Raw genomic sequence first — 24,026 nt, 5'->3', positions numbered from 1 at the left:
GAAAAAAAATCATAAATATTTTTGCATGTTATTGAAAGGCTGTTGTTGCTAACACTCATTTGTACTGAGAGGATAAAAACAATGCAACTTTTGCCATTTATTTCATATCTTACGCATAAGAAAGAATAAATTTTGAGTGATGAAAAAATCGTATCGTTTAATAGGATTTGTGCTTTTGGGAGTTGCTGCATCTGCAATCACAGGTGCCGTATGTGAAGTACGCAGGAGAAATGCCATGAGACGGTTATTGGATACAGCTAACGAAGGATACGAAACTGCTCATGACATTAACTATCCGGAAAAAGGTTCTTACCGCCGTGCAAAAAAACTCCGGTACGGGCCCGTTTATCCCGGTATGTAACGCGCCTTGCCATGCGCCGTATCTTCAGGTTTCTTTTATTAAAACCCATTCTATGGGGAGCCAAAAAATTTGATTCTGATCCGGATAAGAACAGGGTCTTTGATGCGCTTACCAAATTATTCAATCATATACTGGAGGACCCGGGTAAATTGGGGCCGCTGATTGATTTTGATGCCCAGGCAGCTAAGTATATTATTTTCTCCGATCAACACAAAGGCGCCCGTGATGGGGCAGATGATTTTATGCTGGCGGCTCCTGCCTATGTTGCCGCCCTGCACTACTATAACCAAAAGGGCTTTACCTTCATCAACCTTGGCGATTGTGAAGAGTTATGGGAGAATAGCCTTTCCAAAGTTAAAAAATGGAACCAGGAACAATTTGAAGCAGAAAAGGCTTTTGTGCAACGAAATGCTTTTATAAAAGTTATCGGCAACCATGATCTTTATTGGGGCAACGACCCCCTGGCAGGATTGGAACTGGAAGCCGTTTTTGGCTCAAAAATAAAAGCCTACCAAGGAGTGCTGCTGCACACGCACCTCGACGGTAAAGAGCTGCGCATCTTTTGCACCCATGGCCACCAGGGTGATGCCAACAGCGATGGGAACTGGTTCACCAAGTTCTTTATTTCTAAAATATGGGGGCCGCTGCAATCTTACCTTCAGATCAATCCCAATGAACCCTCAAACAACGACTATAAGAAAACATTGCATAATGAAATCATGTATGAATGGTCGTCTGATCAAAAACGTATTGTATTAATCACCGGTCATACCCATCAACCCGTTTTTGAATCGCTGACGCATATTGAACGGTTGTATCGCCAGATGGCCATCGCCAAAGCGGGGGCGGATGCGGCTACCCTTGATAAAATAAGAAAGGAAACGACGCCCTATCAGAAACGGTTTGACGCTCTGGTGCTGGATTATAGCAAAATTCTTCCCACCTACTTTAATTCGGGCTGTTGTTGTTTTTCTGATGGCGATATTACAGGCATTGAAATTGCAGACGGCCACATCCGGCTTATAAAATGGGAAACCAAGGGTTCAAACGCAGGCAGAACGGTATTAGAAGAAATGTCGTTGACGGACCTTGTTAATACAATAACAAAATAACTATCCCTGTTATTGGTATTGCGCCAGGCAAGTGAGCGGGCAAAACACCAACGGCATAACCTGACTTGCTGGTGATAACCACCGCCATGGGCCAGGCGTAACACCAACAAAGGCAAAAGACTCCGCAGGGCCACCTGCACAATCCGGCTTTTAAGCAGGGATAACAGTCCGCTCCTATAATTAATAGCGTGGTTATTCTAATTAAATTTGCTTTTTTATACTTTGCATCAGACTTGATGTTATCTTTACTAATATTGACTCCATTATTAACTCTTAATAGTACCTATCAGTGAAAAAAATCATTAAAACATTGTGGCAGCTATTTTCCGTTGTTGTGATGCTGCTTTACCTGATCGCCTGCCTTACCACCTACCTGCCCTCCTCCCGGTTTTCTTATGCTATTTATTTTGTGTTGGGCTTTCCCTATTTATTTGTGCTTGCTTTCGCTGTTATTTTAATCAATATTTATCTCTACTACCGGCGGCAAAAAGATAAAGAAGCTACAGCAGCCGATGAGGCCGGAGCCGCCGAACCTGTGCAGGAAGGAGCAACAACCCAACCCAAGCCTGAGCAAAACAGGAACAAAAAAAGAATTTGGTGGCTACTGCTGCTATTGTTGCCTGCCTGCAAAAACATTGGTTTGACCTTTGCCTTTCATCCGCAACAATGGCAAATGAAAAAAAATACTGCTGCTTTAAGGATTATGACCTGGAATGTGAGGGAATTTGCCGATTCAATCAAACAGGCCGATCTTGCTATCCGGAGAACAATCGAAGGGATAACGGAGTACCATCCGGATATAGTGTGTATGCAACTGCATTACGACAGTGTAACGTTGCAGGACGGGCAACGTCTTTCTGTAATAAAAATAATGGATTCTCTCGGTTACCCTTACCACCGGAGCTTTTACGATACGTACATGGCTAATGGAAAAGAACATTCCTACACCCGCAGTGCGGCCATCTATTCCAGGCTGCCTATAGACAGTAGTGGGAGTGCGGCAACCGTGGCGACACCAGAAAATGTTTCTGAATTCCAACATTACAGGGGAAAGGTTGGTTTTGTAGATGTTAAGTGGCAAAACAAGCCCCTGCGCCTGTATACCGCGCGCTGGCAATCACGTTACCTGTATTTTAATTCTGATTACAGAGACAGAAGGCTCAAACAACGGGTATACAACCGGTTTAAATATATAACAGAAGCCTATCCGTCAATAGAAGAAATCCACCAAAAGGAAGCCGCAATTATACGCCAGGAAATGGACAAGAGTCCCTATCCTTTTATTTTTTGCGGGGACATGAATGGATTGTCCACTTCGTACAACTGCGAATACTTAAAAGGAGAAAATCTTCAGGACGCTTTCATAAAAGGCGGCTGGGGTATTGGTGCCACTTATACTTACGACAGGTTTACACCGATTCTACGTATCGACGTATGTTTGCCTGATAAAAAATTTAAAGTATTACAGGCAACGGTTGCAGAAAAAAGCATCGCGGGTCATTACCCGCTGATTTCAGATATTGATTGGAAGTAAGCTTTAAAAAAAGCAACTGCAATAATCAATCTGGCATCAGCTTAATTTCGGGCCGTTATTAACTTGCTTCCGGCGCATGTGCTGCGTGGCGCTCTTTCAACTGCGCGGCAATTTCCTTCACTTTTTTCTCGCTGAGCGGATAAAAGAGCATGCTTATAAAAGCCATAACACAACAAACAGCGGGCAACAGGCTGATCATCATCCGCTCGCCCAGAACCGTATGCATTGTTTGCTCTGCGAGGCCTTTATCATACCCAAACAGGAAAAGCAGCCAACCGGTCAGTGCCGAACCTACTGCCCACCCCAGCTTCTGCGACATGGAGGAGGAAGAAAAAATTAAACCTGCCGTTCTGCGATTCGTTCTTAGCTCGTTGTAATCCACAATATCTGCAAACATGCTCCACAGCAACGGCAACACATAGCCTGCACAGATAGATATCAACGTTTGCAGCAATAAGATCCACCCAAAATGATCCGGAATAAAAAAGAAAATAACGCTCAGTATCCCCGCCAGGGCCATTGCCGCCATATAGGTCCTCTTCTTTCCGTACTTTAACGAGATCCGGGGCGCCAGCATCACTCCAATCAAATTAGCGGCCTGCCCAATGAGAAAATAAATAGTGGTACTGTCCCAACCCGTAACAGGCATTTTATAACTCAGCTTTACATAATCCCTGAAATAATAGATAGCAACACCGTCCCTCACCGCATTAAATAATAATGCCGCCAAGCCGGTAGCAACCAGGACCCACCAGGGTGCGTTGTTAAAAAGTTCTTTTAAATCCTGCCGGATCGTTCCTTTTTCCGCACTATTTTCAGGTATATCAGCAATCGTCCTTTCTTTTGTCCACCGGAAACAAAGAAAGAACAGCACCGTGCAGAGCGCTCCGATTGACGCCACGGCCAGAGTCCATCCAATGGGCGCGGTACTGATACCGGTATGTACCGTTAGCGACGTGCCGCTGCCATTTTCTGATCCAAAGGCATCTGCAAAACCATCAACCAGGGGCTGCAACAGCATAAACGTGATAAAGCTTCCGATAAAAGCAAAGGACATCCGGTAGGAGGAGAGAATATTACGCTCCTGCGAATCGGATGATAACACGCCCAGCAGGGAAGCATACGGTACATTTATTAAAGAATAAATGATCATCATTAAGGAATAGGTTGCATACGCATAAACCAGCTTTCCGGTTGCTCCAAAATCCGGAACAAAAAAAGTAATGGCCCCCATGACGGAGAAAGGTATAGCAAACCATAACAGGTAAGGCCGGTACCGGCCCCATTTTGTTCGGGTACGATCGGCCATAATGCCCACGCCCAGATCAAAAAACGAATCCCAGATGCGCGCGATCAGAAACATGGTGCCTGCCGCCGCCGAGGTAATGCCCAATACATCCGTATAAAAAAACAGGGCATACATCCCGAAAATTTTCCAGAACATAGAAGAAGCCGCGTCTCCCAAACCGTATGCAATTTTTTCTTTTAATTTAATAGTACTCATATGGACGAGTTGTTGCTCACACACTTTGCAATGCTAAATATTTTTTATTTGCTGTTATAATATCGGATATAGCTTTAACTGAAGCGGAAGATTTTAAACCATCCGGGCGGGTGTGCAGACAGTAATCCAATAATCGGTCAATCGTGGAGGTTGCCACATGCATCCTTGTGTCGGAGGAAGCATAGTAGATGACTACTTTTCCGTCGGCATCTGCGATCCATCCGTTTGCGAACAATACATTGGATACGTCACCAATACGCTCCTCAGCCTCTGGGGCCATAAAATATCCTGCCGGGCTGGCGATCAGTTTTTCGGGTGCCGCCAGGTCGGTAAGATAGAGATATAAGACGTAGCGGAGGCCGGAAGCGCATTGTCTTACACCATGTGCTAGATGCAACCATCCCTTGTGGGTTTTAATCGGCGGAGGCCCTTCTCCGTTCTTTGCCTCTTTGATGGTATGATACAATCGCTCCTCAACCAGTTGTTCGGTTTCTATAACCGCGTTGTTTATATCGTCTATCAGCGTCCAGCAAATACCTCCTCCCTTGCCGGCATCTATAAACCCCTCCTGGGGGCGCGTGTATAACGCATATTTGCCCTTTACAAATTCCGGGTGCAGCACTACATTCCGCTGATGGTTTTTGGACTTAAGATTGGGCAAGCGTTCCCAGGAACAAAAATCCCGGGTACGTACAATTCCTGTGGCGGCAATAGCGCTGGACAGGTCTCCGGGACGAGCGGTTTCGTCTCTGCGTTCCGAACAAAAAATGCCATAGATCCACCCGTCTTCATGTGCTGTTAAACGCATATCATACACATTCGTTTCCCTGCTGTCAATTTCGGGCAACCGTACCGGGTAATCCCAAAATTTAAAATTGTCTATCCCATTCGGGCTCTCAGCAATGGCAAAAAACGATTTTCGGTCGTACCCTTCCACCCTAGCAAAAATTAAATACTTTCCCTTCCATTTAATGGCTCCTGAATTAAATACCGCATTGACCCCAAAACGCTGCAGCAGCAAGGGGTTCGTGGCCGGATTTAAATCATAACGCCAGAACAACGGCGTATGCGCGGCCGTAAGCACGGGGTTCCGAAAGCGTTGCACATATCCGTTGTAGGAGGAACAGGGATGGTTTTTTGCAGCGAGGAGCTGGGTCTGTTCTTTTAAAAGTGCTTCTAATTGTTGGTGAAACTGATCCTTCATAATATTCAATCTATCTGATTCTCTTTCATTTCAATCTACACTATCGCCGTCAACCGGTTCCTGTCAGTAAGGCTTCCCGACAAAAATCTTTAAATAGTATCCGGGTACAACGGCATGCGGGTAACCCTGTGAAAGCCCGTGCCATTACCTGTTGCAATTTCCATTTCAAAGATTACTTCTTTTGTCTGGGGATTTATTTCCACTACACGCCCCCCCGATCCAATGGAGGTGGGTACGCCCATTCCCGGGCAAAATAACACATGCTTTGTCTGTGGCAGGAACTGTACGCCTGAAAGCGCCTGCGAAAAGCAGCCGGTGCCCCGCTCTTTGCCATAGGACCAAACCTGCTGCACTGTTTTTTTATCTTCATCGATCCGGTATTCCACCACCCGGCTATAATTAATGGCGCCTGAACCAAAATTGGGCACCCAGTTGCGGTTATACCCATTATCAAACACCAGAATATCGTCATTGGATAATACCACCGGCGTGTGCGGTCCCCAGGGCCAGTCGAACCCCGGTACCGACGCGTCACCATTTATGACCGCCGGATCTGTTATTGCATGGCCGCTTTCATCAATTGGATTTAACAATAAAGACTGGTAGGGTGCGCTCCAGTATTTGTGTGGAGAAATGATCCATCTTGTTGCTCCGGCGCGCGTAAAATTAATAATACCCTGGTACCGCATGGTTGCCAGTATATTATCTCCCATCTCTTTTATAGAATTGTTATGTGCCCAGTTGGTAGGGCTTTGAGAAAATTGTGGCGGCGTAATACCATCCGGCTTCTGGTAACGTGTCGTATCGGCCATTTTTGCCAGGTCCCATTCTTTTACAACCGTACCATTTAACGGGTCTAATTCGATCATATGATCATACACGCGGGGCTGTCCGTTTGCCAGGTGCGCACTTGTTTTGGTAACATTAATTAAAAAGTTACCGTTAGCCGCCTCCGTAACCTCATGATGGAAGGTATAGCCCAGTTTTTGAAGATCCCATTGATGCAGGAGGTTACCAAACATATCGATCTCCACAATGCGTGGCCGCTCCTGATCTCCGGCAATAAAAGTACCGTTCTTTGTGCGTTTTAAGCCAATGGAAGCGGAAAGCTTCTGCAGGTCGGGCGATGATTTCAACAGCAATAACCACCGCAATTCCCCTTCATTATCGACTATATAGGGCAGCGATACATCTGTTTCCGACATTCCGGGATAGCTAATGAGATTTATACCGGGTTCCATTTTTTCCGGCTGCGTTTTTATCAGTTTCCATTGGGGAAAATCCTGTATAACAAGTGGGGCTGTACGGATGTGGACCGTTGTGCTGCCCCGCTCCCGGCCATCCCGGTCAGTAAAAGTAAGATCCACTACATTGTCATAGTCTGCATACAGGCCAAAAACAGGCACGCTCTGACGTGGAATATCCTCATGGCATAAGTGCCTAATGGTGCCCGTTTCTCCATTTTTGCCGTGTACGGTTACTTTTACCCTGCCATAGGTGGGCAGCAGTACATTCACCAAGGCGGCGAGTGGGTTGTAGCCCGACGGATTGAGCTTTATATCTTCTACTATATAATCAAGGTTGTCCCCTTTTGTAGGAAGTACCAGTGTGGTTCCGTTGCTAAAAGTAAGGGTAGTACGCCAGTGCGCGGGGTCCGCGGCTATGGTGGCAATGTCCTGTTGCGGGAGGCGGAGCGGGTCGGTTTGTTCAAAATTGAAAATATAAACATCACCCTCCTTGCTAATGGTATTCAGCAGCAGGCCTTTGTCGGCCAGGGCACTTAGCGATTGTTTGGAGGTCATTTCTGCAGGAGCGACATCCCTGTTGCGCGTGCAGGAAAAAATGAATAATACCAGGCCAGTCAGCAGACCGGACAATAGCATATTTCTTTTTGAATAACAAGGGAGAATAGTAGGCATACCGGATGTTGTTTTTAAACGGTCGGTTTCTTTGCGTGCGCGGTCAAAAAAAAGAATGGCGTCAGATCGTTCTTCCTGATCGTTTACAATTCTAATTGTGAATAAACGCGCTACAAATCATCGGGTAAGATCATTAAGTTGATAGCGGTGAAATGCACGCTACAGGCAGCATTGTAGCCAGGTTACCTGTAGCGCACATATCCTCTAATATTATTTCCACAGCGGATGTTGTTGCATACTCGTATTGGTATTCAATTCGCTTTGCGGAATAGGTATATAATAATGTTTAGGCTGGAAGTTTTCAGCGCCCTGTTGTTGGTTGTTAACCAAAATCTGTTTCATTTGGGCAGGGGTATACCAGCGTTTCAGGTCAAAGAAGCGATGCCCTTCGAAGAAAAACTCCAGCTCATTTTGCTTGATGATTTCTGTCATCAATTCATCCTTGCTGCCCCAGGTTTTATTGGCTAATCCGGCCCGGTCGCGAATCCGCTTTAAGTCGGCAGCCGCCCCGGCTGTATTTCCGTTTTGGGCACAGGCTTCTGCATGCAGCAACAATACTTCAGCAAAACGAATTATCCGCAGGTTGTTGTTACAGTTTGCATTATCGTAATGGCTGTTGGAGCCTTCTTTGTTTATATAAAAGTTGGTATATTTTTTAAGCAGGAAACGGCCCGGTTTCTTCCCTGTTGCTGTATTTATGTCCGGATAAACCAAGCCCGGGTTCATGATCCATTTTCCTTGTCCTTCCTGCCAAAAATAATCAAAGTCATGGTCGCCGAACCATTTGCCGTCGGTCAGCCCCGTTTCGTAATCAGAGTATTTCCAAAAAAAGCTGGTGTACATGCGCTTGTCAAACCGGGTATCGGAACCGGCCGGGCGCTCTTCGCTTACAAAATCGCGCACCATAGAAATACCAGGCACTAATTTGAACCAGGCGCCGGACCCTGCAGGTCCGCAAAAATTGGGCAGTACAAAACCCAGGTAGCCGTTGGGTTCATCGCCGCCCCAGCGGCCTCCTCCGCCTAAGTAAGCATTATACGGCAGCTCAAAGACTGACTCCTGATTAAACTTGGTGGTTTCCATGAAATTATTTTCAAAGTTCACCAGGTCATAGCTATAAGGTGCGCTGAGCAGGGCTTTTAGCTCGGTTTCCGCCTCTGCGTATTGTTTGGTATACACCAGGGCCTTGCCCAGGTAGGCTATGGCAGCACCTTTGGTAGCCCGGCCTTGTTCGCTGCTGGGCCTGCTCACCGGCAGTGCGTCCTTAGCCGTCTTAAAATCGGCAATTACCTGTTTCCAAATCTCGGCTTCGGGCGAAGAGGGTTTGTTGAGCTCTCCCGGATCGCTTGCAGGCAGCAGTCGCAAAGGGACATCGCCATAATTGGCAGCCAGCAGGAAATAGTACATGCCGCGCAAAAAACTGGCCTCACCAATCAGTGCTTTCTTTTTGGTTTCATCCATGGAAACCCGGCCAATGTTTTTCAAAAACGTATTGGCTCTGGACACTCCCGTGAACAAACTTCCAAACTGGTTGGTTGGGCTGGTGGCCGTATTGAGGAAGTGCACATAAAAGGTAGGCCCTTCTGTTCCCTCACCAGCCAGCATCCACATGTCATCGGCCCGGTTCATCATTTGGTAGCCGGACCAGGCACCGTAGTAACCATCCATTTGACTACGGATGGGAGAATAAATAGTAGGAATTGCACTTACCGCATCGGCTTCGGTTTGCCAGAACGTAGCTTCCACCGAAAAGTTGGGGTTTATTTTATTTAAAAAATCTTTTTTACAGCCGGCAAGCGATAGCCCCAATACTGCTAAAGCCGTATATTTTTTGATCAAAAATTTCATTATATCGTATTTTAATAGATAAAAATTTATTTACGCCCTCTCTACCTATCGGTTAAAAACTGGCTTGTATACCCAACACAATGCTGCGTGCCAGTGGTGCACGGCCATAATCAACGCCATTGCCGAATACGCCACCGATATCGTCACCGTTATCACCGTTGCTGCGGCCTAAATCCGGCGTGTAACCCGTGTATTTGGTAATCGTAAACAGGTTATCTGCCGCTACAAAAACGCGTGCTTTCTTTAAACTGGCTTTGCTCAGCCATAGCTTAGGCAGGGTGTAGCCCACTTCCAGTGTTTTGAGGCGGAAGAAAGAGCCATTCTCTAACCAGCGGTCGCTTGTGCGCTTTCTATTCTCATTATCGTCTGCAAGAGAATAGCGGGGAATAGTGGTATTGGTATTGCTGGTTGTCCAGGAGTTCAATAACGCAGTTGAATAGTTTCTGAACTCATTGGTTTGCTCCATTCGTGCCCGGGTATAGTTGTAGATCTTATTCCCGTACATACCATCAAAGAAAAAGGCCAGGTCCACTCCTTTATAATCCAGCCCCCCGCGAATGCCATAAGCTAACTTAGGGAAAGGGCTGCCGGCATACTGTGCATCATCACCATCGGTAATTTTCCCATCGCCGTTAAAGTCGATATATTTTATATCACCCGCCTTTGCCTTGGGTTGTATTACGTTGCCATTTGCATCTTTATAAGCCTGTGCTTCCGCGTCGGACTGAAACAGCCCATCTGTTTTCACCAGCCAAAAACCACCAATCGGGTAGCCGATCCTGGCCCAGTTGATGATGCCTTCTCCCCGTGGGTTCGCGCCTGAAAATTCCTTGTTACCACCCACCGTTATCGCTTTTACATTGTTTTTAACCGTTGAGGCGTTTATGCCAATATTGTAATGCAACTGACCAACGGCATCGCTATAATTGGCTAAAAACTCAAAGCCTTTATTGTCGATATCCCCTGCGTTCATATAAGGTTGCCCCTTCAGGCCGGAAGAGGGCGCTTGTTGGATATATAACAATACGCCGCTCGTTTGGCGCAGGTAATAATCAGCGGTTACGGTGAGCTTATTTTTCAAAAAAGCGAGATCCAAACCTATGTTTTGAGTCGTTGTTGATTCCCAGCTAAGGTCTACCGGTGAAACCCACATAACATTATTAATGGCCCCTTTCCATAGCGCATTGCCTTGTATATAGTTGATTCCGTTGGTAACCGAACTCTGTGTACTGTAATTAGCAATATCCTGGTTGCCCAGGCGTCCATAGCTGGCCCTGATCTTGAATTCGTTAATGGAACTTTTCAAACTTTCAAAGAAGCGTTCGTTAGAAAGGTTCCATCCCAGTGCAAAGGAAGGGAATACCCCGTAGCGATGCCCTTCGGCAAATTTGGAGGAGCCGTCCCGGCGCAACGATGCGGTAACCAGGTAGCGGCTATCGTAGCTGTAAACCAACCTGCCAAACTGCGATTCCAGGGAAGCCACCTGCAAACTGCCGCCGGTTTTTTGGTTATCCAAAGCACCCGCATTGATAGCATCGGTTCCTGCAGGCAGGTTATCCCGCGATACATTAAATGCCCGGTCCTTATTTTCCTGGGCAGAATAACCAGCTAATACATTGAAGCTATGCTTACCAAAGACCCGGTCAAAATGCAGCGTGTTTTCAACGAGCCATTGGTTGCCAAAACCGGCGCTTTCTCCCAAATACGATGGGTTAACGGCCGTTCCATCTGCCAGGGGCAGCATCCGTTGGTATCCCCGGCCAAATCCGCGGCTAATCCCCACATTCAAGCGGTATTTCAGCCCTTTCACAAACAAATCCACTTCGCCATAACCATTCAACATGATGTCCGTTTGATACTGGTGCTGATTCCGTGTGTTGAGCCATCCCACCGGGTTAGCCAAATTTTTCATCCACGGAGCATAGGTTGCATAACCGCTCGGCTTCGCAGAATCATAGATGGCCATCAGGGGGTTTTGGCGCAGGATATCCGTAATGGTCAGATCTGAGTACTGTCTGTCGCCCGATTTTATTATAAATGTATTTCCCAGGCGAAGATGATTGTTGAAAAAGTCAAACGTGTTTTTAGCACGGACGTTAAACGCTTTATAGCCGGTGGTTTTTAAAATACCCTGCTGATCCTGGTAACCTGCAGAAACATTGTAAGTAGAATGTTCGCCGCCACCGGATATGTCCAGATTGATCTTATTGATGGGAGCCGAATGAAACGATTCACCCTGCCAATCGGTATTATTGTTCATGGCCTCAGCCTGGGGAGGTAATGTTCCTTGTTGCTTTATAAAAGCTTTCCATTGCGGGCCGTTCATCAGGTCCATTCTTTTAGGCAGGCTTTGCACGCCGGTAAAAGCATTGAGGCTAATAACCGTCGGACTGTTTCTGCGCCCTCCTTTGGTGGTAATAATTACCACCCCGCTGGCGGCGCGCGAACCATAGATGGCTGCTGCCGAAGCATCTTTCAACACATCGATCGAGGCAATATCATTAGGATCTACCAGATTAATATCGCCAAAAACACCATCAATTACATATAAGGGCGTGTTACTGCCCAGGGAGCTCAACCCGCGAATGTTGATGCTCATTCCGGCACCAGGCTGCCCACCTCCGTTGCTAATCGTTACGCCGGCGATGCGTCCCTGCAGGGCGCCGGTAACCGACTTTGCCAAATTAGCCTGCAGGTCCTTACCCGTTACCGCAGCCACTGCTCCGGTAAGGTCTTTTTTCTTAATGGTACCGTACCCGATCACCACTACTTCTTCCATTTGGTTTTTACTGCTACCCTGCAGCAAAACCGTTATGGCTTCGTTGTTCTTAATGGCTACATCTGTGGTTTCCATTCCTGAATAAGAAAACTCCAGCGTTTGCCCTTTTGTAGCGCCTACGCTAAAATTTCCGTTCTGATCCGTTACGGTGGCGGTATTCGTTCCTTTTACCGTTACGGTGGCGCCGGAAAGGGGATTATTGTCCTTATCCCGCACCGTTCCTTTAATTTGAAGTTCCTGTGCCCATCCAAAGTGGCAAACAGTTCCTAATAGCAGTATGAGTATTAGTTTTTTCATACATATGGCTTATTTGGTGAAAAAATAGGAAGTAAAAATAGGGCGCCCCCTATGAAGTCTCTTTCAATATAAAGCCAACATTATTGAACTAATAACTCATTTTCATCTCTGTATTTGTAAATACCAGCTTTCCGGCAAAAGCCTTTACACTGCTGATTTTTAGACGAGTTTAAACAGGTAAGCAAAAAACTGGCGTGATCATTCGGGATGATTTAAATCATGAAAAAAGAGGGTTGATTGTACAGTAAACTCATTCGATTTGAACAATTTGCTCATAAGAGCATTAATTATTGGCCCGCAGATTGACGCTGATGTGCGCAGAAGAAAATCTGTACAGATCAGCGGGCAAAAAATAATTTTTAGCTTCCCTATCTATTGCAACGGATTCGAGAATTGTACCGCCCCTCCTACATTCCTTATCAATATTTTACATTCTACATTTCCATCTGGCGCTAGATCACCAATTTTTGCTTTTTGTAATTATCCCTGTATTCGGCGGGATTTATTCCATTGGCCTTTTTAAAGACGCGGTAGAAATAGGACACGCTGTTAAAGCCACACTGATTGGAAACGCTCTGGATAGAAGCTCCCGTTTTTAATAAAAGGATAGCTGTTTTGACCCGGCAATCCAGCAAATAGTCGGTAAAACTCATCTTTGTTTGCGCATTTAAAAAGCGGGCAAAGGTGGAGCGGCTCATATTCAACGCAGCAGCAATATCATCGATCCGGATGGTTTCTGTAATATGGCCGGTCACATACTCATGCAGCCGGTTCAGCAACTCTACATTACGGCTTACCTCGGGGGGCTCGCCACTGGCCAGTTCCCGGCAATCGGTACTTTTTGATAATTCGTAAAGCAGGATAAATAAGCGCATGACTGAATAAAAACCGTCGTTTTCCATGGTAATGACCTGCAGCAATGGCTGGATCTTCTCAATAGCGGAAGGGCCAAAACACAGGCCCCTGGCGGCGCTCTTAAACAGGCGTTTCAGGCTTTGAAACTGATTTTTATTCAGGTTTTGTTCTATCAACTGCGGATGGAACTGGATAGTGATCTCGTGGATATTGGTCAGCTTACACTGGCCGTCCATCCAGGCATGCTTGAGTTCGGGGTTGGCGATAAACACCAGGTCCTTATCGCCGATCGTTTCCACCGAATCGCCGATCACCCGTTGCGCACCGGTAGCCCCGGACACAAAATTAATCTCATATTCCGGGTGCACATGTACCGGGAAGGTGAAACTGGTTTTCCTCCGGTCAAAAACAACAAAACAGTCTTTGTCTGACAGGGGCGATTTTTCTCTGTAAACTTCCGGTAAGATCATTGCTACATATTATTTACTTCGGATAAGGTTGTTACCAACACATTAAATAAAATTATTATCACTTATCTTTATAAAAATAGGGGTAAAGCGTCAAACAAAAACAGATTCGGCATTAAAAGATACGCCAAAAAAACACCAACAACCTGAATTAGTGCTTAAATTAGCTGACGATGAAAAGAGGCGTCTTTTGGGTAGTACTACACTGCTTACTGTGTTATAATTTCACATCGGGGCAATCCATTACAACTATTGCCGAAAACAAATATTTCAGAACCATTTCAGTAGCTCAGGGACTGTCGCAAAGCACTGTATTTGTTATACAACAGGACCGGATTGGGTTTATTTGGGTGGGCACACAGGATGGATTGAACCGTTATGACGGCAAAACTTTTACCGTTTTCCGTCCGAATAAAAAAGATAGCCGCAGCCTTTTCTCCAGCTATATCAGAAGTTTGTATGCAGACCAGCAGGGAACCTTATGGATCGGCGGCAACAAAGGCATTAGTGCTTACAGTTACAAAACAGAACAGTTCGACAATTACCCTTTGCCCGTAAAACCGGGAGAATGGTATATTTCCAGCATTACTGCCGACCCAGACAACCGGCTGTGGATTGCTGCCAATACCGGTGAGATCTATTATTTTGATCGGGCAACCAATCATTTCACCGCTTATCCCTATCGCGTAAAGGGTGTGCCCATCACCACCATTCAGCAGTTGCTTTTTATCAACAATCATTTGTTTTTAGCTACGGATAAAGGCGTATACGATCTGGACCCTGCCACCAAAACAGCAAGCTCCCGGCAACCGGGGGGGATCAATGCCAGTATCAACGCCTTGCAGCAACAGGGACAACTGCTGTGGATGGGCTCCGAAAGCGGGGGGCTTTTTTGCCTGAACCTGAAGACCGGCCAGGTTACCCAATACCTTCACCAGCCACAAAGCGCCAACAGTCTTATTGATAATGATATCCGCAGCCTCGCCTGGGATCAGGACGGCAACTTATGGATCGGTACGTTCAGGGGGCTTTCTATCCTGGATACCCGTAGTGGAATATTCAGCAATTTTGATCATCAATCGGACCGGCAGCTTACCCTCAGCCAGAATTCCGTTCGTTGTCTTTTCAAAGACCGGCAAAACGGCATGTGGCTGGGTACTTTTTTCGGGGGGCTGAATTATTATAGTAAGGACGATATTCGTTTTAATATCCTCAGTCAAACTACCGGCAATGTATTGCTGAACGACCAGGTGGTGAGCATTATAAAGGAAGACCCGGATCAGAATATCTGGATTGGCACCAATGATAAGGGGCTGGATATCTGGAACCGGAAAACCAACCAGCTTACTTATTTTATGCATTCGGAAACCGCTTCCAATAGTATCAGCTCCAATAATATTAAGGCGATCGCATTTGACAAGAACGGCGATGCGCTGATCGGTACTTTCAACGAAGGCCTGAATGTGATCAATAGAAAAACCGGGGCAGTAAAAAGATACCAGCACGATCCCAAGAACCCGGCTTCCATCAGCGGCGATATGGTGCATGCGCTGCTCCGGGATCAGCAAGACCGGATCTGGATCGGCACACGGTCCGGAATCAACCGCTTTGACCCTCAGCAACAGCGCTTTACAACCTTTGACCAGGTGCTTCCGGGAAAACATCTCAGCTCCGAAGGGATCACATCGTTATTACAGGATCAGAAAGGCCGTATCTGGATCGGCACCATCAATGGCATGAACGCACTGACCCCAGATCTCAGCCGCCTTGATATATATGCCGGTACCACCCTTACCAACGAACTGGTGAATTGTATTGCCGAAGATCAGAAAGGCCGCATCTGGGTGGGTACCCGGGATGGGTTGAACCTTTTTGATGAACGCCAAAACCGCTTTGTTCCCTATACCGGCCCCGATCATTCCATTGAGGGCGCCATCTTTGGCATTCAGCCAGATGATGGAACGGGTATCTGGATCGCTACCAGCAAGGGGTTGATCAAACTCAACGATCAATTAGACAAGCTCCAGGTCTTTAACAATCAAACAGGTATGGGCAGTTTGCAATTTGGGCTCCCGGCATTTTGCAGGACGGGGGATGGTCTTATACTTTTCGGCGGACTGAACGGCCTTATTTATTTTTATCCCCGATCCATCCAGCTAAAGCCCTTTGATCTCCGCATTACTTTTACCGGCCTGGATATTTTTAACATGCGTGTGGCTCCCGGCAGCAATTACAATGCATTGGACAAGGCTATCAGTGAAACCGACCGGCTAACGCTTTCGCATGAATACAAACAGTTCACCCTTTATTTCAGCACATTCAACTACATTGCTCCCAACAGCATCCGCTACCAGTACCGGCTCCGGGGATTTGATAACAACTGGCAATTATGCGAGAACATACCCAAAGCCACTTTTACCAATCTGAAGGCCGGCAATTATATATTTGAAGTTCAGGCCATTGGCCCGATGGGCGAAAAAAGCCCCATTAGTACCCTGCATATCCGGGTGCGACCGCCCTGGTGGCAAAGCAATGGTTTTTATTTGCTGGTGCTGGTGGCGCTGGCATCAATAGCCTATATCGCGTACCGTATCATTAATGAACGCATAAAGGCCAGAACCGCATTAAAAAAAGAGCGAAACGACCGGGAAAAGGCGGAGTACCTGAGCCAGATGAAAATGGATTTTTTCACCAATATCTCCCATGAATTTAAAACACCGCTGACGCTTATTATTGCTCCGCTGGAGGAAATGCTGGGCAAATATGTACCTGAGAAAAAGCTCCGCAAATACCATGAGCGCATGCTCGGAAATGCCCGAAGGCTTTACCAGTTGGTAGATCAACTGATGGAATTCCGGAAAACCGAGAATGGTTTGAAAAAGCTTGAACCGGGCGAAGGAGACATTGTTGCTTTATTACAGGAGGTGTATTCGGCTTTCCTGGAACTGTCCCGGCAAAAGGGGATCAAATATCTTTTTAAGGCGAACCGGTCGGAATTCCGCTGTAATTTTGACCGGGATGTTGTTGAAAAAATATGCAACAACCTCTTATCCAATGCTTTTAAATATACGCAGCAGGGAGATACTATTGAACTGTGTTTCGAGCTCCGGAACGACCAAATGGTTTTGACCGTTAGTGACACGGGAATAGGGATCGCTGCAGTAAACCAGGAACGGGTGTTTGAGCGCTTTTACCAGGTCAGCCACTCTGATGCCAACCGGGGTTCTGGCGTTGGGCTCGCCTTCGCAAAAAGTTTAGCCGCGCTACACGACGGCACCATTTCCATTGAAAGTGAACCAGGTAAAGGAACCGTATTTACTGTTTTGCTGCCGGTTGTCCGTGAGCAATACCACACAGCCGATCTTACAACAGAAGATCATTATACACTGCTCAACAACCTTGGCGCGGATGCACCGGGCAATGAAGAAGACAAAGAAGAGTTCCCCGGACCATCAGTGTTGCACGAACAGCAATTGCTTATTGTTGATGATAATGAACAGATCGTGGAGTACCTGGCTGGCTACTTTGGTGCACAATTTAATATCAGTAAAGCTTATAACGGCACCGACGCATTACTGCTGGTTGAAAAACAAACGCCGGACATCATTATTTGTGATGTGATGATGCCTGGAACCGATGGTATCCAGTTCTGTAAAAAAATAAAACAGAACATCATTACCTGTCATATACCCGTAATATTATTAACCGCCCGGAATGAAGCGGCCAACCAGGTAAAAGGGTTGGAAGCCGGGGCGGATGACTATGTTACCAAGCCCTTCTCCCTGCCGGTGCTGGAAGCCAAGGTGCAGAATATCATCCGCTCCAGAAGGCGGCTGAAAGAATATTACTCTTCCGCAACGGAGATCGTCCCGGAAAATATTGCCCTCAATACTTTAGATGAGGAGTTCCTGCGTAATGCCATTACGATTGTTGAGGAAAGCCTGAATGACCCCGAATTCTCCGTGCTGAAGTTCAGCCGTAAGATCGGCATGAGCCGCTCCAGCCTTTACCTGAAGCTGAAGGCGATAACGGGAGAATCCACTACCGACTTCATCAAACGGATCAAATTCAAAAAAGCAGCAGCGCTTTTGGAAAGCAAAGAATATTCAGTTACGGAAGTGGCTTATATGTCAGGATTCAGTTCCCTGTCTTATTTTTCAACTTCGTTTAAACAATATTTTGGCTGCCTGCCCACAGAATATCTTTCCAATAAACAAGCCGGGTCTTAAAATCATCCATTTCTAAAGAAATAAAACCATTTTTGAAACATAATTTTTGTAACACGGCTTTATTTTGAAGCAGGTATGGAGAAAGCCTTCAGGAACTATTATTTAAACAGAAAAGCTGACAAAGATGTATGCGATTGCTATTGATGTGGGCAGCACTTATGTGCGAAGCGGCCTTATCAACTTAAAGGGGGAGATTGTTTATTCGTTTAAAATGCCGTCAAAAGCAGTTTTGTCGGAGGGAGAGATCATCGCGCTGATCAATGCCGCTGTGCGCAAATGCGCCGGCGCTGCCGATGGCCCCGTGCTAGGGGTGGGCATCGGTTTCCCGGGGATCGTAGAAAATAATGTGATCCTGGGCGGGGCAGATAATCTGCCGGGTTTTCATAATGTGGACCTCGGCGCACTTATTGCCGATTCCACAGGGTTAAATGTGTTGGTGGATAATGATGCGAATATGATGGCCTGGGGTGAGCTGCAATTTGGTGCGGGTAAAAACTGCTCGGATGCGGTGTTCCTGACTATTGGAACAGGCATTGGCGGCAGTGCCCTTATCAACAATAAACTGTACGGAGGTTACCGGAATAAGGGCATGGAATTCGGACATATCATCATCAATTTTGACGGACCGCCCTGTTCCTGCGGGGGCAACGGATGCTTTGAAGCTTATGCCTCAATAAAAGCATTAATACGGGATTATGCCCGGCTTACCGGCAGGAAGGTGTCGGAGATAAACGGTAAGATCATCACGCACAACTATCTGGCCGGGGAAGCAGCCGCCGTGGAAGTAATGAACCTGCATTTTCATTATATGGCGGCGGGCATTACCAGCCTCATCAATATTTTCAGTCCACAAAAAGTGATCATTGGCGGAGGCGTTTCAGATTCCGGTAGTTTTTATGTACGGGAGATCAGCAAGCGTGTTGCGGAAAGGGCCATGCCGGATGCTTTTAGCGATTCCGAGATCGTTTCATCACAAATGGGCAACGAATCCTGTTTATTAGGTTGCGCCAGCCGGGTTTTTTCCACGCCGGTGCTATTGCAATCCAATGAGGTGGGATTATCACAAAAGTGATATTGGCCGGAAAGGCGGTGAGACAGTGATCTTTTGCGGAAGGCCATATTCCCGGCGCGCTGAACCTTCACTCCCTCTCGTTTCCGTTACTATATAGGATAACGCTGCGTTGCAGCTTTTGACTAACATGAGGCCTATGTAATAGCCATTGGTGGTTTAATTTATTTGGCCGGGAAAACGGTGAGGCGGTAAGTCAAAGGCATCCCGCATTTCCGTCTTCCCGGCATTGATTGCTTCCAGCTTTTGACTTATTGTTTATCATATTTAACCACATCCGGAACATCATCCACGACTTCCTGACGCACTACCTTGTTGCCCTGCATTTCCAGCAACATAGAACTTCCCGGGATCTTCGGCGTTAATTGCCCGCCGCCAAAAGCTACCGGTGTATTGCCGTAATTGAAAAAAGAATGACTTCCCATCACCTGCAAAACTGCGGGTTTGTTACCATCTAATTGCACTTTCATTTTCCATGCTCCAACCTGCAGCTCCGTCAGCCCATTCTCACTATTTACCGTTTTCACTATTTCGGTTTTACCCTCATGTATTTGAATAATGGTGAAAAACCTGAATTTTTTAGCCGGGGGCGAGGTAATGCCTGCATGCCATTGATCGGTATATTGCCTAAGTTTATTGCCATCGGTTAACTTCATCCAGTTTACAGCAGGTTCTGCAAACCGGTGGTGCACGGTCATTTGCAAGGACGCCGCTGCAAATACGCTTGCATTCATGTTGCCCAGATCTGTTTCGACTGCAAAGTTCTGCCGGTTAACATTATCCGTTTTATCCGCAACGATGGTATAAAAGGGTGCATGAAACTGTGTGGTCCATTTTATAGCTTGCTTCGCTTCCAGTTCATCATACAGCAAAATATAACCTCCGCTTAGTTGTAACATATGGCGCCGATAGCGTGTCACGCCCGGGTCGCCGAATCCATTGGTACGATCGGGTTTAACATTAATTTGTTTAAAGCGATCTAACCAAAAGGCGCTTTTAATATCGCCGTAAGCATTTGAAGCATCCCCCAGCGCATACTGGATCTCTTTTCCACTGATGGAACGGGGCATCCAGCCATAACCTTCCTCTCCTATTTTTTGACTGAGGCTGTCGGCCAGTATAGTGCTGTAAGCTCTGGTGTTACGATAATCCAACAGGTTATGCCGGTCGCTGAACTGGCTGTAATAACCGCTGGCACCCAACAGGGTTTTGCCTTTATAATTAATGGTAAATGCGTTTTGCCCTGCGTGCCCATGACCCGATGAACCAAAGGGGTTGCTTATTAAATAACTGCAGATTGTGTTCCCCACCTTAGTGAGATCTTCCGTCATTGCCGCCAGGCCGATATCAGCAAAGGTTCTTGAACGCGGCAAATCCAGTGGCGAAGCCGTTTTTAAAGAACGGTAAGGTTTGTAGTTCAGCAACCGGAAGAAAAGATAATCATCCGTTTTTTTAAAAAATTCGGGGTGCGCCCTTTTTATTTCCTGCACATACCAGTTAAGATAAGGGTTGTTCAATTTATAAGTAAGCGCATCAGCAAATAGCCCGTACCCGGCGGTGATACCCTTTCTCAGATCCTCCCACTGATCGCCATAAGCTGTAGAGGTGCCGGAAGGGGGAAAAGAATACAACAAATAATAGGGCAGGTTTTGCATCCAGGGCATCTGAAAATAATCCACTCCTGAAAAGTCGCCAAACAATTGAGAGAGGTAAATGATGGAACGAAAACTTACCAAAAAATAACCGTTGCTTTCATGCCAGCCGCCATCCGTAGTGCCTAATACCGGGAACCGGGCAGACCATACTTCATACATATAGGTAAACCACTCTTTCGCCTCCGGCACTTCGCCCAGCAGGGCTACCGTGCCAATTGCCAGATTACGTAACGTAATTTGCCACACATGATTATCGCATAAGTGCAGTTCGAAACGGTTTGGAAGGTCGCTGTATATCTGTTTAGCTCTTTTTACCATTACTTTTTTAAAAAGCTCTTTTTCACCAGGGCTGATAAAATCATAGCCCAGATCGTAAAACCAACCTAACGCTTCCAATACTGCACCATTATTGAAATCGCTGCGTGTAGCCCAGTTTTTGTCGGGATCCATCGCCAACAGGTTCAGTGCCCGGCGTTTGGCATCTTCAATAAACCGTTTGTCTTTTGTTAAGTAATACGCAATACAAAGATTGCGCACCGGGTTACCTACCCGATCACCAAAATCATGATACATCCGGTCCATAAGGCCGTCCAGCTCTTTACCCTTTTTACCCACCGTATCAATCCGGCGTACCGGGCTTTCATCCGGTAAGGGTTCCTTCATCAGCTTTTCAGCAACAGCAATAAATTTCTTCGCTTCCGGATTCTCCCGGTTGTTTTTATAAAAGGTTTCTCTACCGGTATGCAGGTTCCACAGGTGCGGGTGTGCCCCTTCATTGCGCTGCAACACTTCACGTACCGATGGTGATGGTTTTATGCCGGCAGATTTTGCAGCTACCACAAAATCATATACCGGCGACCAGGTCCATTTACTGGAATTCTTTATAGCATAACCATATTTCCAATACCAATGCCCGGGCTTTAATGCCTGATGCAGGGGATATACCGCCCAGGCTTGTTCCTGGCTTTTGATAAGACCGGAAGAAAAATTTTTATCCGTTGCCAACAGCACCTGGTAGCGGACCTTGCCGATGTTGGGGTCTGCTGGCACTGCGCTGCCGCTCTCCATGGGCAACACCCCGCCAGCGCCATTCGTTGCGGGCCATGTTAACGCCGGTGCATCAGTTGGCACTGTAATGCCATTAACCGGGTAAGGCCATTCCCGCACCCGTGCATGTAACTTTTCTGCTGTTAACTTTATAACAGGAGGCTGCTGGGCATTTAATACCGGGGCCAAACAAAAAGCGATTATCGTAAAAATTTGTTGCTTCATTGTTACTTTTAATATTGAACTCTTTTCAACTTATTTTCAAAACACATATAGAACCCTTGCATTTAAAGCTAGATAGAGATGACAGTGTTTTTCGGCCTGGAAAAACGCCGTGACGATAAAAAACAAAATCTTTCTATTTCCCGCAGATTTTCGCAAACCCTCGCCGATGGCGAGGCACGGATCATACTTCCGTCTTCTGCAAAAATCCGCGCGGTCTGCCGGACATCTCTTTCAAAATAGTTTTTAACTCGCTGATCTGCGCAGATCGCTCCTGCTATACACATCCGCGAAAATCCGCGGGAAACTTATGTCAAATATGCAAAATCGAAAAAATCCTCCCCGCCAGATTCCTGCTACTATCCCACAGAGCAGGACAAGTCGTGGTTAAAAGTTTAAACAACTTCATTTACAGAACTCCTTCTTTTACAAACGGGTCATTGTTTTTTATACCCCATTGTTTTAAATAGGTGCGCATAATTCCTAATTGTTTTTTATATCCTGCATTAACCGCCAGGTTATTCATTTCGCCCGGGTCTTTGGAAAGATCAAATAACTGCTCTTTGATCGCTCCTTTATTGTAAATAATATATTTAAAGTTTTTTGTGATGACTGCCCTCCCGTTAATGCCCAGCAGGATTTCATTATCCGCAAAATCCGTTTCTATAACTAAGGTGTCGCGCAGGGTTACAGCAGGGCTGATAATTCTTTTACTTATGTCTGCACCTTTTAAATAAGCAGGTGCAGGTATGCCGGCCAAACCGCAGATCGTAGGTATGATATCCGTACCATTACATACCAGCATATCATCTGTGCGCTGCTTCCAGGTACCCGGCCGGGAAATAATAAAAGGCACACGGGCGGATTCTTCATAAAGAATTTGTTTTTGATTCCATTGGTGTGCCGCATAGCCATCCCCATGATCGGCTGTAAACAGAATAATGGTGTTTTTTTCCACGCCGTATTTTTTCAGCGATGCCAGCACCATTTCAATATAATGATCCACTTTTTCCACCAGCCGGTTATAGGCCCAACGGTATTGCCGCCACTGATCGCCCGTCCAGTTTACAGAAGGATAGGTACGCACATTTGACGATTGCTGGTCCCGCACTATTTTGGGCTCATTCGCCGGAATAGCCCAATTGGCAGGCAGTTGCGGGCATTGATCCGGAGGGGGCGCCGTTGCCAGCAAGTCCATTTTTAATGCTTCGCCGCGCGCCCATTCGCAGATGTCGTGCGGGTTTAAAAAAGACGCCACCAATAAAAACGGCTGGTCTTTATTTTCTTTTATAAACCGCGCGCAATAGGAAGGCGTGGCCGCATCATTATAGTCCTGGAATTTTGTATTCTGAATATATTCAAAGCCATGCTGGCTGATCTTTTCCGCCGGCAACGGCAGGTGCCATTTTCCCACATACCCGGTTTTATAGCCGCTTTTTTTAAAGATAGCGCCCATCATCAGGAGGCTATCGGGCCATTGCCCATCCTTTTCCGGCGCATTCCCAACAAAGCCCGTCTCAAAAGGTCTTTTCCCGCTAAAAATGGAACTGCGGGATGGCGTGCATAAGGGCTGCGCGCAATAGGCTCTTGTAAACCGGACCCCGTTTGCGGCCAACTGGTCCATCGCCGGTGTGTGCAGATCCTTATTTCCTGCAACGCTCATGGCGTCTGCCGTTTGCTGATCCGTTATAATGAGCAGGATATTGGGCCGTTGCGCCTGCTGTGCAAAAAGCACCACGCTTTTATAAAGGATCAACGCCGTAAAAAATATTCGTTTATACATATTGTGGCTGTTATTCTTTCGTTGTTATCACGATCATCTGCGTCCCTACGGGACCAAATTATTATACATCTTTCCAGAGATATTGAGCGCCTAAAGGGGCTTGAGTATAAAAGTTTATCATTATTCTTTCTTATAAACCTT

At 46.4% G+C, this 24,026-nt stretch carries 13 protein-coding genes; 5 read left to right on the top strand and 8 right to left on the bottom strand.

What is annotated here, in order from left to right; translation table 11 throughout:
- The first annotated feature begins 139 nt into the window (after positions 1 to 139).
- The 3 genes from NIASO_RS14625 to NIASO_RS14615 all read left to right on the top strand — a co-directional run bounded on the left by NIASO_RS14625 (position 140) and on the right by NIASO_RS14615 (position 3,007).
- Positions 140 to 361, top strand: coding sequence for a hypothetical protein (locus NIASO_RS14625; protein WP_008587056.1), 222 nt, complete (start codon positions 140 to 142; stop codon positions 359 to 361).
- An 11-nt stretch (positions 362 to 372) separates the two neighbouring features.
- Positions 373 to 1,473: a metallophosphoesterase gene (locus NIASO_RS14620; protein ID WP_008587054.1), complete on the top strand. Its 1,101-nt coding sequence runs from the start codon at positions 373 to 375 to the stop codon at positions 1,471 to 1,473.
- A gap of 289 nt (positions 1,474 to 1,762) precedes the next feature.
- Positions 1,763 to 3,007: an endonuclease/exonuclease/phosphatase family protein gene (locus tag NIASO_RS14615; protein WP_008587052.1), complete on the top strand. Its 1,245-nt coding sequence runs from the start codon at positions 1,763 to 1,765 to the stop codon at positions 3,005 to 3,007.
- Positions 3,008 to 3,065: 58 nt separating this feature from the next.
- Here the strand turns inward: NIASO_RS14615 and NIASO_RS14610 are convergent, their stop codons facing one another.
- The 6 genes from NIASO_RS14610 to NIASO_RS14585 all read right to left on the bottom strand — a co-directional run bounded on the left by NIASO_RS14610 (position 3,066) and on the right by NIASO_RS14585 (position 13,883).
- Positions 3,066 to 4,511, bottom strand: a complete 1,446-nt coding sequence (locus NIASO_RS14610) for an MFS transporter (RefSeq protein ID WP_008587050.1) — start codon at positions 4,509 to 4,511, stop codon at positions 3,066 to 3,068.
- A gap of 16 nt (positions 4,512 to 4,527) precedes the next feature.
- Entirely contained in the window at positions 4,528 to 5,715 is a 1,188-nt protein-coding gene (locus NIASO_RS14605; protein WP_008587049.1) for a glycoside hydrolase family 130 protein, read from the bottom strand.
- Between the two features lie 89 nt (positions 5,716 to 5,804).
- Positions 5,805 to 7,634: an aryl-sulfate sulfotransferase gene (locus NIASO_RS14600; RefSeq protein ID WP_052356548.1), complete on the bottom strand. Its 1,830-nt coding sequence runs from the start codon at positions 7,632 to 7,634 to the stop codon at positions 5,805 to 5,807.
- A 210-nt stretch (positions 7,635 to 7,844) separates the two neighbouring features.
- The gene (locus NIASO_RS14595; protein WP_008587045.1) at positions 7,845 to 9,482 is read right to left on the bottom strand and encodes a RagB/SusD family nutrient uptake outer membrane protein; all 1,638 of its coding nucleotides are present in this window, start codon (positions 9,480 to 9,482) and stop codon (positions 7,845 to 7,847) included.
- Positions 9,483 to 9,534: 52 nt separating this feature from the next.
- Positions 9,535 to 12,558: a SusC/RagA family TonB-linked outer membrane protein gene (locus NIASO_RS14590; RefSeq protein WP_008587043.1), complete on the bottom strand. Its 3,024-nt coding sequence runs from the start codon at positions 12,556 to 12,558 to the stop codon at positions 9,535 to 9,537.
- Between the two features lie 452 nt (positions 12,559 to 13,010).
- Complete coding sequence (locus NIASO_RS14585) at positions 13,011 to 13,883, bottom strand: AraC family transcriptional regulator (protein ID WP_008587041.1); 873 nt, start codon at positions 13,881 to 13,883, stop codon at positions 13,011 to 13,013.
- A 170-nt stretch (positions 13,884 to 14,053) separates the two neighbouring features.
- Between NIASO_RS14585 and NIASO_RS14580 the strand changes: the two genes are divergently transcribed.
- Together NIASO_RS14580 and NIASO_RS14575 are read left to right on the top strand one after the other, a co-directional pair.
- Positions 14,054 to 18,109: a hybrid sensor histidine kinase/response regulator transcription factor gene (locus NIASO_RS14580; protein WP_008587040.1), complete on the top strand. Its 4,056-nt coding sequence runs from the start codon at positions 14,054 to 14,056 to the stop codon at positions 18,107 to 18,109.
- Between the two features lie 124 nt (positions 18,110 to 18,233).
- On the top strand, positions 18,234 to 19,181 hold the full coding sequence (locus tag NIASO_RS14575) for an ROK family protein (protein WP_008587038.1): 948 nt from the start codon (positions 18,234 to 18,236) through the stop codon (positions 19,179 to 19,181).
- 248 nt (positions 19,182 to 19,429) lie between these two features.
- On the opposite strand, the gene NIASO_RS14570 is transcribed toward NIASO_RS14575, so the two are convergent.
- Complete coding sequence (locus NIASO_RS14570; protein ID WP_008587036.1) at positions 19,430 to 22,105, bottom strand: DUF4962 domain-containing protein; 2,676 nt, start codon at positions 22,103 to 22,105, stop codon at positions 19,430 to 19,432.
- 406 nt (positions 22,106 to 22,511) lie between these two features.
- Positions 22,512 to 23,885: a sulfatase family protein gene (locus NIASO_RS14565; RefSeq protein ID WP_008587032.1), complete on the bottom strand. Its 1,374-nt coding sequence runs from the start codon at positions 23,883 to 23,885 to the stop codon at positions 22,512 to 22,514.
- Positions 23,886 to 24,026: the final 141 nt, after the last annotated feature.

Source organism: Niabella soli DSM 19437, assembly GCF_000243115.2.
In the GTDB taxonomy this organism is placed as follows: domain Bacteria; phylum Bacteroidota; class Bacteroidia; order Chitinophagales; family Chitinophagaceae; genus Niabella; species Niabella soli.
Note: the sequence above shows the minus strand (reverse complement) of the source record. Positions and strands in the feature narration are given on the sequence as shown.

Coding starts and splice junctions, on each gene's coding strand:
- NIASO_RS14605 (WP_008587049.1), bottom strand. CDS start 5,715: ATGAAGGATCAGTTTCACCAACAATTAGAAGCACTTTTAAAAGAACAG.
- NIASO_RS14580 (WP_008587040.1), top strand. CDS start 14,054: ATGAAAAGAGGCGTCTTTTGGGTAGTACTACACTGCTTACTGTGTTAT.
- NIASO_RS14620 (WP_008587054.1), top strand. CDS start 373: ATGCGCCGTATCTTCAGGTTTCTTTTATTAAAACCCATTCTATGGGGA.
- NIASO_RS14595 (WP_008587045.1), bottom strand. CDS start 9,482: ATGAAATTTTTGATCAAAAAATATACGGCTTTAGCAGTATTGGGGCTA.
- NIASO_RS14590 (WP_008587043.1), bottom strand. CDS start 12,558: ATGAAAAAACTAATACTCATACTGCTATTAGGAACTGTTTGCCACTTT.
- NIASO_RS14570 (WP_008587036.1), bottom strand. CDS start 22,105: ATGAAGCAACAAATTTTTACGATAATCGCTTTTTGTTTGGCCCCGGTA.
- NIASO_RS14610 (WP_008587050.1), bottom strand. CDS start 4,511: ATGAGTACTATTAAATTAAAAGAAAAAATTGCATACGGTTTGGGAGAC.
- NIASO_RS14625 (WP_008587056.1), top strand. CDS start 140: ATGAAAAAATCGTATCGTTTAATAGGATTTGTGCTTTTGGGAGTTGCT.
- NIASO_RS14600 (WP_052356548.1), bottom strand. CDS start 7,634: ATGCCTACTATTCTCCCTTGTTATTCAAAAAGAAATATGCTATTGTCC.
- NIASO_RS14585 (WP_008587041.1), bottom strand. CDS start 13,883: ATGATCTTACCGGAAGTTTACAGAGAAAAATCGCCCCTGTCAGACAAA.
- NIASO_RS14575 (WP_008587038.1), top strand. CDS start 18,234: ATGTATGCGATTGCTATTGATGTGGGCAGCACTTATGTGCGAAGCGGC.
- NIASO_RS14565 (WP_008587032.1), bottom strand. CDS start 23,885: ATGTATAAACGAATATTTTTTACGGCGTTGATCCTTTATAAAAGCGTG.